At 70.9% G+C, this 13291-nt stretch carries 10 protein-coding genes; all 10 read right to left on the minus strand.

Annotated features, from left to right (window positions below):
• Positions 1–2: 2 nt before the first annotated feature.
• Positions 3–1451, minus strand: a complete 1449-nt coding sequence (gene eccD / locus BST38_RS06200; RefSeq protein ID WP_083142369.1) for a type VII secretion integral membrane protein EccD — start codon at positions 1449–1451, stop codon at positions 3–5.
• A complete protein-coding gene (locus BST38_RS06205; protein ID WP_083142370.1) occupies positions 1433–2305 on the minus strand; it encodes an ESX secretion-associated protein EspG in 873 nt (290 codons plus the stop codon). Before BST38_RS06205 ends, eccD begins: the two co-directional genes overlap by 19 nt.
• 9 nt (positions 2306–2314) lie before the next feature.
• Entirely contained in the window at positions 2315–2602 is a 288-nt protein-coding gene (locus tag BST38_RS06210) for a WXG100 family type VII secretion target (protein ID WP_083142371.1), read from the minus strand.
• Positions 2603–2616: 14 nt separating this feature from the next.
• Entirely contained in the window at positions 2617–2910 is a 294-nt protein-coding gene (locus BST38_RS06215) for a type VII secretion protein EsxS (RefSeq protein WP_083142372.1), read from the minus strand.
• Positions 2907–4484, minus strand: coding sequence for a PPE family protein (locus BST38_RS06220; RefSeq protein WP_110781542.1), 1578 nt, complete (start codon positions 4482–4484; stop codon positions 2907–2909). The genes BST38_RS06215 and BST38_RS06220 overlap by 4 nt, the downstream gene beginning before the upstream one ends.
• Positions 4485–4490: 6 nt before the next feature.
• On the minus strand, positions 4491–4799 hold the full coding sequence (locus BST38_RS06225; RefSeq protein ID WP_083142374.1) for a PE family protein: 309 nt from the start codon (positions 4797–4799) through the stop codon (positions 4491–4493).
• Positions 4799–8797, minus strand: a complete 3999-nt coding sequence (gene eccCa / locus BST38_RS06230; protein WP_083142375.1) for a type VII secretion protein EccCa — start codon at positions 8795–8797, stop codon at positions 4799–4801. The genes BST38_RS06225 and eccCa overlap by 1 nt, the downstream gene beginning before the upstream one ends.
• Positions 8794–10341, minus strand: a complete 1548-nt coding sequence (gene eccB / locus BST38_RS06235) for a type VII secretion protein EccB (protein ID WP_083142376.1) — start codon at positions 10339–10341, stop codon at positions 8794–8796. Before eccB ends, eccCa begins: the two co-directional genes overlap by 4 nt.
• On the minus strand, positions 10338–12188 hold the full coding sequence (gene eccA, locus BST38_RS06240; protein ID WP_083142377.1) for a type VII secretion AAA-ATPase EccA: 1851 nt from the start codon (positions 12186–12188) through the stop codon (positions 10338–10340). Before eccA ends, eccB begins: the two co-directional genes overlap by 4 nt.
• Before the next feature lie 168 nt (positions 12189–12356).
• Positions 12357–13262, minus strand: coding sequence for an oxygenase MpaB family protein (locus tag BST38_RS06245; protein ID WP_083142378.1), 906 nt, complete (start codon positions 13260–13262; stop codon positions 12357–12359).
• Positions 13263–13291 lie beyond the last annotated feature (29 nt).

The raw sequence follows: 13291 nt of genomic DNA on the forward strand, positions 1-13291 counted from the left end.
GCTCAGAAGCCGTTCAGAACCCAGGCGAACACGCCGACCAGGTAAGCCATCACCGGGATCACCGACGCGTCGAGGGCCGAGCCGACGAACCCGACGATGCGGCGCATCGGCAGCGAGTACGTCTCCGGTTGACCGATCCGCGGGTTCAGCGCGACGACGGCCCACGCCGCGGTCAGCACCGCCAGCGCGCCCAGCGCCCACCACGCCGAGGTGTAGCGGCCGTTGGCCGCGAACAGGCCGAGCAGCACGACGGTCAGCAGCCCGGAATGACCGAGCAGCCATGCCTTGCACGCCGCAGAGTCCCAGACGCGGGCCCGCAGTGCCGCCGCGGCCGCCGTCGCGGCGACCAAATACCAGGCCCACGGCGATACGCCGCCGTCCCCGGTGAGCACCGGCCACAGCACGAGCACCGAACCGGTCACGGCCAGCAGCACGCCCGCGGCGATGAAGCCGCTCTGGTGTGAGTCGGCGGCGCGGATGCGGCGCGGCAGGTCTTCGAGCACCCGCAGCGACGGCGCCGACGGTGTCGGGTCACCCGGGGCGGGGATCACCGGCACCGGAAGCCGCGCGCACATCGCCGAGAACTGCGCCGCCTGCACGGTGATCACCAGTGCCACCAGGATCAGCACGCAGCCGATGCTCGTCAGGTCCAGCGTCCACAGCGTCGCAGCGGCCGCGGCGGGCAGCACCCCGAGCGCGGCGGCCGCGGCGGTGGTGAACAACGCGATCGCCCGCTCGGCGACGGTGATGCTGATGATCGACCATGCGGCCACCCCCGCGGCACCGAGCAGCACGCTCGGGGCACCGAAGTCGCCGGGTACGGCCAGTGCGAACGCGGCGGCGACGGACGGCAGCGCGGCCGCGGCCAGGGCGGTGGCGACGCGCGGCGATCCCGACCTCGCGAGCAGCGCGCCGAGCACGGCGGCGATCGCGACGCCGCTGACGGCGAACACCCCGACGATCGAGTCGGTCACCAACCGGTGCGCGACCGCCAGCGCGGTGGCGACCAGGATCAGCCCGATCACCGCAAGCGTCGCGCCGCGCTGGATGTGCGTTGTCCCCCAGGGACGTTCGCGTGCCGCGGAGAAGATCATCGCGGCGTCGGCGATGTCCTCGACGATGCGCGGTGCCGGCGGGCCCGCAGGTACGGGTTGCAGGGCGAGCAGGTCACCGTCGACGACGCCCACCGTGGTCAGCGTCGCGTCCAGGCTGTACGGGGCGCCACCGATCGGGGCCAGGCTCAGCAGTTCCGCGGAGCCCGGGGTCTCGTCCGACGGGGCGACGATGCGCTGGACCGCCGGGATGATCTCGCGCAGCGGAAGCTGCGCCGGGAGCGCGACTTCCGTGACGCGACCGCCGCGGTCGCCGTCCTCGCCTTCCGTCGCGGTCAGGACGGCGACGCGCACGATCGGCATCGCGGCGTTGGTGGTGCTCAGAGCGGACTCGGACATCTCTCTTCTCTTCTGTCGGCCGTGCGTTCGTCGAAGTCTCTGGTGAGGGTGTGGCCCGGGAACCACGATCCGTCGGGAAGTGTCGCGGTCAGGCGCTCGACCGCGGCGGCGATCGCCGCGGGTTCGCCGGGGCTGAACGTGGAAATCCATTCGCCGTCAGCCGCTTTGGCGGGGCTGACCAGGACCCGTCCGACCGCGGTGTCGACGACGCTCACGCCGACGTCGGTGCTGACCCGGTGGCCGTCGCGGTGCCGCCCGGCGACGATCTCGACATACGTGCGGTCCTGTTCGAAGGCCGCCACCACCACAGGGCGCGCCGATGCGGGGATCCCGAGATAGTCGAGCAGGCTGTGCACCGATGCGCCACCGCGGATCTGCTCGTCGGCCTTCGCACCGATGCGGGCGGGCAGCGAGAAGTCCGGGAAGCGTGCCGGGGCGCGGCCGGACAGACCCACCGTGACCACGGGCACCAGCGCCTCCGGATGGTCGAGATCCATCTCGGTCAGCGTCAGCAGTGCGCCACTGCGCAACGCCACCACGGTGCCGCCCGCGTCGCGGGCGATGATGCCGCGCAGCATCGCTCCCCTGCTGCCGACGAATCGGAGCTCCAACCACTGGGCGGCCCGGCACACCCGCCGGATCCACTGCGCCACTGCGGGATCGACGGTGCCGCCCGCGGTCAGTACGCCCGCGTTCGTCAGCACGGCGGTCTGCTCCCGGCCGAACGCGGTGCGCTGCGTGTGGTCGGTGTAGGGCGGCGTGATCGCCAGCACCCACGGATACGATCCCGCGCCGAGCTTTTCGGCGAGGAACCACGCCGAGGCGGCGCTCAGTTCGACGGCATTAGCGCGCACGGCGACCCGTCAGCCCCACTTGGCGCCTTCGGCCTGATCGCGCGCGGCCATCGAGGTGGTGTTCATCTCGTGCGCGCTGGCCATCGCGCGGTAGGCCCGCACCAGTTCCTCCAACGCGGTGTTCCACTGGGCCTGCCAGGCCTGGTAGGTCACGCCGGTGTCGCCCTGCCAGGCGCTCTTGAGCGCGGCCTGCTCGCTGGCCACCTCGGCGCCGATCGCCTGCAGCGCACCGGCGTAGCTCGCCATCTCCCCGGCGTGGTTGAGCATCGCGGGGTAGTTGAACACGATCTGCGACATGGGGGTTGCTCCGATCAGACGACGGGGTAGTTGCTGGCGGCGGCGGCATCCTCGGCGACGTAGGCACCCGCGGCATCGCCGACGTTGGCCTGCGCGATGTCGAGCAGCGCGTTGATCTTCGCCGAGGTCTCGACGAAGCGGGCGTGCGCGGCCTGGAAGGCTCCCGCCGATTCGCCCATGTGGAACGCCTGCGCGGACTGCGCCGCCTGCTCGGCTTGGGCGATGGTGCTGCGCATCAGGCCGGCCTTGGCGCCGAACGCCGCCTCCGAGGCCATCATCTGCGGGATATGGGCGTCCAGCATGCTCATGGGGTGTCCTTTCGGTCGTGAGGTTCGGGATCGTGGGGTTCGGGATCGGTCGGGTCCCAGTTGCCCGGGAGCATCGGTTCTTTCGGGCCGCCACCGAACGAATCGCCGGGCAGCGTGGTCAGCCCGCCCGCGTGTTCGGCGTCCTTGCCGATGGCGCCGGTGAAGCCCATCGGCCCGGCGCCACGACCGGACGCGGTGACGCGTGGCGGGGCGGGCTGCTCACGGTCCGGCTCGTCGTCGGCCGCGGGGTAGTCCATGTACGCGTCGGCATAGGCGCGGCCCTTGATCTCGTCCTTCTGCCTGCGTCTGCGCTTGCGCCGCTCGGCCGCCGACGCCGCGACACCCGATGCCGCGGCCGGGATTCCCGCCGACGGCGCCTTGGCCGCGGTGCTGTCACGCACCGTCGGAGAGAAACCCGCACCCGGATCGCGGCCCGCGATCACATACGGCACGAAGGTCGCGGCAGCCGCCGCCGGCGCGGCGGGAGCAGACGGCGAGCCGACGCTGATCGTGTTGGCGGTCACCGGCACTCCGCTGGGAGGCGGCGGCGCGGACATGGTGGCCGGGAAGCCCTGCTGATCGGAGCGGCCCGGCGCCGCGTCGGCGGGGAGGTCCTCCTCGGCTGGGGCGTCCTGGGGCGGCATGTTCAGCAGGCCCAGCAGATGCTGCCCGACGCCGAGCACGATCGCCAGCGTGGTCGCCAGCAGCGGCAGCAGGAACAGCGACGGGTACAGGATCGACGCGCCCACCCACGAGACGGCCTGGAACACGACCGCGAAAAGGAAAGGGCCCCAGGTGATGAGCGCCTGCACCGGGTTGGTCAGGAAGTCGGTGATCAGCGCGATGGTGTTACCGATCGGGTCGCGCAGGAAGTTGAAGATCGGCTCGAACAGGAACCGCAGGAACTCGCCGTAGAGCCGGATCAGGTCGGCGATGATGTTCGACACGTCGAACGCGGCACCGGCCTCGGCGGCCATCGGTTGCGCCGCCATCGCCGACACGTCGGCCGCGGCGCGTCCCGCTTCGCCGACACCGGGCAGCAGCACGATCGGCGCCGGGGTCGACTGCGGGGTGGCGGCGAGCGCGGCGCCGGACACCGCCTGGTAGGTCGCCATCGTGGTGGCCGCCTGGATCCACATCCGGACGTAGTCGGCTTCGTTCAGCGCGATCGGAATCGTGTTGAGACCGAGGAAGTTCGTCGCGACCAGCACGGTGTGGGTGGTCTTGTTCAGCGCCAACTCGGGCAGCGTCGGCATGGTGGCCAGCGCGGTCGAGTACGCGGCCGCGGCGGTTTCGTGCTGTGCGGCCGTCGCGGCCCCGGCCGCGCTCTGCTGCGCCAGCCACGCCAGGTACGGGGTGTGCGCGGCGACGTACTGTTCGGAGCTCGGCCCCTCCCAGGCGCCCGCCTGCACACCGGCCAGGATGTTCGTCAGTTCGGCTGCCGCGGAGGCATATTCGGCGGAGAGCCGCTGCCACGCGCCGGCCGCGGCGAGCAGCGGACCCGGCCCGGGGCCGCTGCTGAGCGTCGCCGAGTGCACCTCGGGCGGCAGCGCCATCCATACCGGAGCGGTCACGGCGGATCAGCCCCGGGCGATCAGGTAGGACGACGCGGCCATCGCGTCACCGCTGACGTAGCTGGCGGCGGATTCACCGACACCGATGCCGGAGCGGCCGAGTTCCTCGATCCCGTGGGCGGCGACACCCTGGTGTGCGGCGCCGTGGGCGCTGAAGCCGGCCGCGGTGTTCAGCGACACCGCGTCGGCGGCAGGCGGCACCACCGCGGTGATCAGCGGTGCGGCGGCCGCGTGCGCCGCGGCCATCCGGGCGGTCAGCGCCTCGACGGCCGCTCCGGCCGCGGTCAGGCCTTCCGGTACTACTCGCAGGGTCATCAGCTGAACTCCTTTCCGCTGTAACCGGCCTGGGCGGCCGCCCCGTCGGCGAGGGGATTGACGAGCTGGACATACGTGGGCGTATCGGAGCCGTCGTCGAGCAGCATCGCCCGACCGGTGGGCAACCGGCTGAAGCGGTGACCGCGGATCTTGCCGCTGTCCTGCGGATTACCGGACAGCAGCAGGGTGGTCGCCTGCAGTTCGTTGAGGCGGCGCAGCAGCGGTGCCGTCATCACCGCGTGCGCCGACCCGGCCGCCCTGGCGGTGACGATCACGCGCAGCCCGAGTTCGGCGGCCTGTGACAGCAATCCGATCACCGGGGTCCACGTCCGCTGCCCGGCGAACGGGCCGCTCATCGCGGGACCGTCCGGGATCTGGTCGACGTCGTCGACGATCAGGTAGTGCACGTGGCTGCCCGAGCCGTTGGCGGTGGCACGGAAGTCCCAGCCGCGCAGCTCCTGCGGGCTGAGCCCGGCCGGTGGGCGCCGCTTCTCCAGCAGTGCGGACAACCCGAGCATCGCGGGCAGCACCCGGTCGAGGTTCGGGGTGTACTCGTTGTCCGGAAAGAGCGGCTCGTCGACGAGTTGCAGCCGCCGGTCGATCACCGTGAACGCGATCTGGTCGGGCCGCGAGTTCTCCCGGATCGTGCGGATCAGGTGGCGCAGCAGGGTGGTCTTGCCGGTCTTGGTGTCACCGAACACCATCAGCAGCGGGTTGTCGGCGAAGTCGACGCTGACCGCGGCCAGGTCTTCCTCGCGCTGCCCGATGACGACCCGCTCGGGTGCGGGGTAGAGCGTGCCGAACGCCCGCGGCGACACGTCGGTCGGCAGCAGTCGCACCGGCGGTGCGCTCTGGTCGGGGTAGCGGGCGTTGAGCGCGGGAATCGACGACAGTGCCGGCTGGGCGAACAGGAAGTGCTCGGCGGCCATGGTCAGGCCGCGGCCGGGCTGGTCGGCGGGGACGCTCTCGGCGGGACGCCGCAGCGCGGTGCCGGATCCGCCGGCACGGACATTGCTGTCGCGCGGGTCGTGCAGGCGCAATTCGAGGCGCAGACCGAGCCCGTCGCGCATCGCCAGCGGCACCTCGAGCCAGTTCGGCGTGGTGATGACGACATGGATGCCGTACGACAGCCCGGTGTTGACCAGTTCGGTCACCTTGGCCAGCAACGGGTTACGGGTGTTGAAGGTGTCGGTGTTGTCCCGGCTGAACGCGTACAGGTTGTCGATGAGCAAGAACACCTCACCGTAGCCGTCCCGGTACTCGCCGTTGGCTGCCGCGCCCTGGCGCTGCCGAGCCTTGAGCAGCTGTTCGAGCTCGCCGAAGGTGCGCCGGATGCGTTCGGGTTCCAGCGGCGACGCGACGCTGCCGACATGGGCGAGGTCGTCGAGCGCACGCAGCTGGCCGCCGCCGTAGTCGAGGCAGTAGAAGGACACGTCGCCGGGGGCGTGCAGCGCAGCGGCCGACAGCACGAAAGTCTGCAGCGCCGTGGACTTCCCGGACTTGGGCCCACCGTGGATCACCATGTTGGCGGCGGCGGAGGTCGCGTCGAAGACCAGCGGGTCACGCCGCATCTCGAAGGGCCGGTCGATCTCGCCCAGCGGCCAGCGCCATCCTCTGGCGCCGACGCCGGAGCGCTCCACCACATTCCACAGCGGGATCGGCTCGTCCAGCGGGGGCAGCCACAGCTGTGGTGCGCGCGGACCGTAGTGGGCGAGCTGATCCCCGATCGTGGCGATCAGCTTGCGCGGGGGCAGCACCTCGACGTCGGCGCCGTCGTCGACGATGACCGTGTCGGGTTCGGGGTCCACCCAGCCGGCCGGGAACACCTGGGGCTTCGGGATCGCGTGCACCACGATGGAGCGGTCGACGCGCGGCGGCTCGTAGATGCCGTCGACATACGTGCTGCGGAACTTGACCGGCAGGGCCCCGGGCGCGGGCACCAGGAAGCCGACGCCTTTGTGCTCGCGGCCCGATTCGATGTGATAGGCATCCTCGACGCCGATGATCTGCCGGGACACGCTGGGACTGGCTACCTTCAGACCGATCCGGTACGACGTGTTCTTGTCGATGTCCTTGATCCGGCCCACGTCGAGGGTCTGCGACGCGAACAGCAGATGGATCCGGAACGAGCGGCCCTTACGGGCGACGTAGTCGAACAGGTCCGCGTACTCCGGGTGGTCGGCGAGCATCAGCGTGAACTCGTCGGCGACCACCAGCAGGGTCGGGATCGGCGGCAGGTCCGCGGCCTCTGTGTTGCCGGAAAGACGGGCGTTCTCGTACTCGGTGACCGAGTTGAACGCGCTGCCCTGGACACGGCGTCCGCTGTCCTTGAGCAGCTGCTCGCGGCGCGCCACCTCACCGCGCAGCGTGTCGGCGAATCGGTCGGCCAGCGACCGCTTTTCGGCCATGTTCGAGATCACGGCGACGACCTGCGGGAAGTTGCGGAAGATGTCGGCGCCCGCCTCGCCCTTGAAGTCCGCGTAGATCACGATCAGCCGGTCGGCGGAATGCGTGGTCAGCAGCGACAGCAGGATCGACATCAGGGTCTGCGATTTACCCGAGCCGGTCATGCCGATCATCAGGCCGTGCGGGCCCATACCGCCCTCGGCCTCGTCCTTGAGGTCGAAGATCAGCGGCTCGCCGGTGGAGGTGACACCGATCGGGACGCGTAGCTCGTCGTCGCGGTTGCGGGGCGCCCACAGCGCGGCGACGTCGAGCGCCGACGCGTCCGGGATGCCCAGCAGCGTGGTGAATTCCGCGCCGTTGGTGGTCACCGACCGGGCCCGGCCGGGCACGGAGTCCCAGCGCGCCAGCCGTCGCGCGATGTGGCGCGCCTCGGCGGACCCGAGCCGGTCGGCCGAGTCGATGTAGGGCGCCCAGTCGCCGTTCTGCCAGCGCGAGATCCGGCCGTCGGCGATGCGCAGCACCGGCCGCTCCGGGTCCGGGTACTGGTCGCGATCGGGCTCGCGTGTGCGGCGATGGATCACGGTGACCCCGGCCAGCCCCCGGCCGATGAACTCGGCGGGGTCGGCGTCGGGGTCGTCGAGCACGACCAGCAGGTGCTTGCCACCCGAGGGGCCGTCGCCGGTGAACGCGCCGCGTTCGGCCAGCGCGGGCTCGAGCATGGAGCGCAGCTCGTGGGCGTCTGCGGCGAGATAGCGGGCGGGCCCGACCCCGTCGACCCGGCCGGGGACGTCGACGTGCGGCAGCCACTTCAACCACGACCACGCGCTGGACTCCAGACCGGAACCGGCGTAGGCGATTCCGAGCACCGATGGGTCGTGCCAGGTGATGGCCTGTGCGATCCACGCGCGCAGCGCACCGGTGATCTCGGCGTCGTCACCGGTCACCGTGACGCGCGAGACGCGGGTCAGCGAGATACCGGCCGGGGCGTCGGGCAGCGTGCGCTGGGTGTCGAGCAGGCCGCGCAGCGTGGTGTGCGACACCGGTTCCAGGTCAATCTCGTCGGCGGTGTCCTTGACCCGCAGCGTGACGTCGAGCTCCCGGTCGTGCAGACCGGCGCGCAGCACCAGGAAGTCGGCGTCGTGCGGGTCGCGTTCCCATTGCCTGCGGGTGCCCGGGATAGCCGCCAGCGCAGCGGGTTCGGGATGCGACCACTCCAGCGCGGCGCGCTGCTCGTCGGCGTGCGCGCGCACGTTGTCGCGGACCACCGACAGGTAGCGCAGGTAGTCGGCGCGTTCGGCGTCGACCTCCTCGGTGCGCATCTTGTTGTCGGTGCCGCGGTAGAGCGCGGTGGCGGCCAGCAGCAGCACGAACGGGAAGAACAGGGTGGTCGGCGAGATCAGCCGCAACCCGGTCGCCACCAGCGCCACGATCATCCCGACGATCAGGATCACGATCAGGTACGGCAGCGCCCGCCGCAGAAGTGACGGCGGAACCACCCTCGGCAACTCCGGCGGCGGCTCGATCGTGATGGTGCCCTTGCGAACATCCGGGCCGGGCAGCCGTTTGCGGTGTTCGAAGATCAGCCTGCTCATGGTTTCTCCAGACGAGGGAGGGACTCCACGCGCGCCGCAGAAGCGTTGGGCGCCAGCGTGTCGTGGGCCAGCAGCGCGTCGGTGCGCGACAGTGTCGGGCCCTCGGCGAACAGCGACAGCACCGACCACGGGACCGGCAGCGGCGCCGCGGTGAGGCCGAGCGCGCTGACCGTATTCGCGCCGGTGTCAGCGGCGGTGTCAGCGGCGGTGTCGATGCCGTAGCGCACACCGGTATCGCTGACCCAGAACAGCGAGCCCGCGCTGTCGACGAAGTATCCGGTGCCCGGCGGCAACATCACCTGGTCGGCGGGCCCGCCCGGCGCACCGGCGCTGACCAGCGCGACGGCGCCCTGTCCGTCGGCGACCGGCAGCGCCGCCCCCGAGCGCAGTTCGAGCGAGCTCTCCTGCGCTCCTTGGGGTTTCGCCCACGCCGCGCAGATCACCGGATCGGCGGCGGTGTCGACCAGCGTCACCCGCTCACCCGGGTAGGCGTCGACGTCGATGGCGCGGGCCTGCGGGGTGCGCGCGATCAGGTCGGCCTCCAGGCGCGGCGGTGACGCGAGCCCCCACGAGTTGGAGTTGCGCAGGATCGCGGCCACGACCGGTGAGACCGGTTGCAGCCCTTCGGTCAGCACCACGTAGTGGCGCAGGGTGTTGTCGGCGTCGTAGGCCACCACGACGGACCCGACCGGGTACGGCTCGGGCAGCCCGAGATCCGACAGCAGCCCGGCGTTCGGGACGGCGGGCACGACCAGAGGCGGCGCCTCCGGGATCGCGTTGAACAGTCCCGCCGCGATCGGCTGCGGCGCGGCGGCGTCCACCCCGATACCGACCCCGCCGGTGACAGCGCGGTCGGCCAGGTCCACGGCGCTGCGCTTGCCGTTCCACAGCAGCCAGGTGCGGCCGTCGTTCTCGGCCAGGATCGCCTCACCGGCGGGCAGCACCGTGGCGCGTTCGCCGCCGTCGACGGGTGCGCCTGCGATCACGGTGACCCCGGTGACGGTTCCGGTGGCGGCGTCGCAGACCGTCCAGTACGCGTCGCGAGTGGTGTTGGCCACCATGCGTTCCGGTGCGCCGGGGATGCCGAGCATGTTGCCGCGCGGAAACTCGTCGAGTGCGCTGCTCTTGACCATCGACGGGTTGTCCGGGCGTCCGGTGATCAGCCGCGCCGAGGTCAGGTTCAGCACCGGGTGCAGCTGCTCGCCGAGCCGGACGTAGAGCGCGGCGGTGTCGCGGTCGGCCAGAACCGAATCCGTGCCCGCGTCGCCGGCGGGCCGGATCAGTGAGAACAGGAAGCAGCCGATCACGCCGGTGACCAGGATCAGCGCACCCACCGTCACCGAACGGGACTGGGTACGCAGCGGGTCGACCAGCATGCGGGTGTCGTGCAGCGCGACCCCGGACGCGATGCGGCGCATCACGAACCGCCAGCCGGTGACCTGATGGCGCGTGACGAAACCGCGCCGGTAGCTGATCTGCTGTGGGTTCTCGTTGGCCGGGGTACGGGAGGTGAAGGAGCGGCGCTCGCCGTCAGGGGTGCTCATCGCTGTCCCGGAAGTTGTTGCGGCATGGACAGACCCAGCCCCCGCAGGAGCGGCGCGGCCGAGTTGGCCACGTCGGCCGCGGTAATGGTCATCAGCTCGTCGTCGGTGAAGTCCTCGGAGTCCGAGTGATCGAGCCGGTATTCGCGCTCCTCCTCGGAGCGTTCGACGAGGTTACGCACGAAGCGGCCGTTGCCCGCGATGTCGAGGCTGCGGCGGGTCACCCCGTTGGCATCCGGGGTGGTGGCCTGCGCCAGATACTCGAACAGCCGCTCCATGTCCGCGCGGGCGGCGTCCTCGAAGCGCGAGTCGCGCTTCTCGGCCATGCGCGTGGCGATCTCGACGAGCTCCTGGCCTGAGTAGGACGGGAAGTCGATGCTGCGGGTGAAGCGGGATCGCAGACCTTCGTTGGTGTCGAGGAAGTTGTCGAGGTCCTTGCGGTAGCCGGCGACGATCACGACCAGGCGGTCGCGGTCGTTCTCCATCCGGGCCAGCAGCGTGTCGATCGCGACCAGCCCGAAGTCGTTCTTGGCACCGGTGGACACCAGGGCGTACGCCTCGTCGAGGAACAGCACGCCGTCGAGCGCGCTGTCGATGATCGCGTTGGTCTTGGCCTCGGTCTCACCGATGTGCTGACCGATCAGGTCGGCGCGATGCACCTCGCGGACCGTCTCCTTCTTCAGCAGCCCGAGCCCGCAGTAGATCTTGGCAACGACGCGCGCGATGGTCGTCTTACCCGTTCCGGGTGGGCCCGCGAACACGAGGTGGTTGGTCCGCTGCGCGACCGCCAGTCCGCGCTCCTGGCGCCGGATCGACATCGCCACCGAGCTTTTCAGCCGGGCGACCTGGTATTTGACCTCGTCGAGGCCGATGAACTCGGCCAGCTCGGCCTCGGCTTCGATGAGCAGATGGGCCTTGCGATCCTTGGCGCCCGGATCGACGAAGTCGGCCTCGCCGGGCTCGGTCTCCGGATCCCACGGGTTGCTGCGCGCGTCGATACGGGCCGCCGTGGTGGTCGGGACGCCGAAACTGGTGTCCAGCAACGCCTCTTCGATCTCGGTGTGCTCCGGGTTGGCCGCATACAGCGCCTGCAGATGCTCCTGGGCTTCGTCGACCTCCCCTTGGGCGCGTAACGCCAGCGCCTTGACCAGCGCGCCGTCGACGGCGGCGACGGCGACGGGGCCGTCCGGGCGGTCCAGGTGCGACAGCGCCGGGGCGAACATGCCGAGCCGGGCCAGCGCGATCCCGAGGGTGATCCGGGCGGCGTGCGCCGCGGTGTCCTCGAGGCTGTGGTCGGTCACCAGCGGGGTCAGCATCCGCACCACGTCGGACCAGCGGGCGGTGCGCTGGTACATCGCGACGCGCACCCAGCGCGCGTCGAACCAGTCGGGGCGGCGCTGCAGCAGCGCGCCGACGAGTTCGTCGGCCTCTTCGTGGCGGGCGTCGTCGGTCAGGCAGGCCGCGTAGGCCAGTGCGAAGTCGTCGCGGGTGGTGGCCCGGAACTGCAGATACAGCCCGCTGTCGTAGTGGAAGCCGAGAGCTCCCGGGGTCAGGTCGAGGTGGCGCTGCAGTACGCCCGCGGTCGCGGCGGAGGTTTGCCAGATCTTCTCGACGACCTGCGGGGTGACCTCACCGGCGGCGGCCAGCCCGGTCCACGCGTCGCTCTGGTCGTGGGCGATGCGCGTCAGCGCGGCGAATCCGGACCGGGCCGCGCTCAGATCCGCGGGGCGCCTGCGGTCGTGGACGGACAGTCCCAACGCTCGGCAGCAGGCCGCGAAACGGCTGACCACGTCCTGGTCGACGCGAGAGGTCCCCGTCGGGGCCGCGAGCGTGTCACTTCCAATGTCCATGTACTTCCGCGGCGCCGTCGGCGCACCCGCTGCCGGGCGCCGACGCCGCCATCTCCCTTACGGTGCTTATGTATGGCTAAGCTAACTTTGCGGGTGAAAGTTAGCATTGCATAAGCAAAGTGTCGAGACGCACGGGTCCGCCTGATCGGCGGTGCGGAAGTGCTCGGCTCAGACCAGCGGGCGGCCGGTGCGGATGCGCCGGTCCACATCTTTGAGCAGCACGTTGAACGGGAATTGCCGCACGAACCTCGGCGACACCCTGTTCGCGACGCGCAGGCCCGCCATCAGCCGGTCGAACGAGCGCTGCTTGTCCGGCCCCCACGGCAACCGCATCTCGTCGCGGAACCGCTGCGGCAGGAAGCCGGTGGTGATCAGCAGGGCCAGCTCCTCGTTGCGGCGCTGGATCGGTTTGGGCAGCTGCAGTCCGCGCAGCCGCGATGCCGCGATCGGGTACAGGTACTCGCGCACGGTGTCGTCGATGTGCACCTTCTCCAGCGAGTCCGCCCAGTACCGGTCGAACGCCGCCCGACTCTCGGGCCACATGCGCTCGGGCACCTGCAGCATCGTGGCCAGCGCCCTGCCCTGCAGGTAGAGCCGGTCGGCGGCCTGCTCGTCCATCTCGCCGACGAACAGCCGGTGCACGTCGACGACGCCCTTGTACAGGCACGCGCCGACCCACAACTGCAGGTCCTTGTCGAACGCGTGGTACTTGACCGGGCTCTCGTCGGTGGAGAACACCTGCCGGTGCGCACCGTTGACCGCGCGGCGGAAGTGAAGCTGCTGTTCGGGAGTGCCGTTGGTGGACACCGCGAGATAGGTGAACGTGGTGCGGGCCCGCTTGATCGGGTGACGGTCCACCCGTCCGCTCTCGACGCGGCTCTCCAGCACGCCGTAGCCGACCTCCGGGCGGGCCAGCTGCATGATGACGTTCGCCGGGCCGGCGAGCAGCCCCAGGCCGAGCATGCCGTCGTCCTCGTGGCGGCGCGCGCGTGCGTGCGGCGGTACCGCGACCACCTCGTCGATCGGGCGTTCCACCACGGGCAGCGGCGCTTCGACCGGCTCGTACAGCGTCATCAGGGGGCTCCTCCTCGGCGACAGTGCCG

The sequence above is a fragment of the Mycolicibacterium parafortuitum genome (genome assembly GCF_002086815.1).
GTDB lineage: Bacteria > Actinomycetota > Actinomycetes > Mycobacteriales > Mycobacteriaceae > Mycobacterium > Mycobacterium parafortuitum.

Coding starts and splice junctions, on each gene's coding strand:
- eccD (WP_083142369.1), bottom strand. CDS start 1,451: ATGTCCGAGTCCGCTCTGAGCACCACCAACGCCGCGATGCCGATCGTG.
- BST38_RS06210 (WP_083142371.1), bottom strand. CDS start 2,602: ATGTCGCAGATCGTGTTCAACTACCCCGCGATGCTCAACCACGCCGGG.
- BST38_RS06215 (WP_083142372.1), bottom strand. CDS start 2,910: ATGAGCATGCTGGACGCCCATATCCCGCAGATGATGGCCTCGGAGGCG.
- BST38_RS06225 (WP_083142374.1), bottom strand. CDS start 4,799: ATGACCCTGCGAGTAGTACCGGAAGGCCTGACCGCGGCCGGAGCGGCC.
- eccCa (WP_083142375.1), bottom strand. CDS start 8,797: ATGAGCAGGCTGATCTTCGAACACCGCAAACGGCTGCCCGGCCCGGAT.
- eccB (WP_083142376.1), bottom strand. CDS start 10,341: ATGAGCACCCCTGACGGCGAGCGCCGCTCCTTCACCTCCCGTACCCCG.
- eccA (WP_083142377.1), bottom strand. CDS start 12,188: ATGGACATTGGAAGTGACACGCTCGCGGCCCCGACGGGGACCTCTCGC.
- BST38_RS06245 (WP_083142378.1), bottom strand. CDS start 13,262: ATGACGCTGTACGAGCCGGTCGAAGCGCCGCTGCCCGTGGTGGAACGC.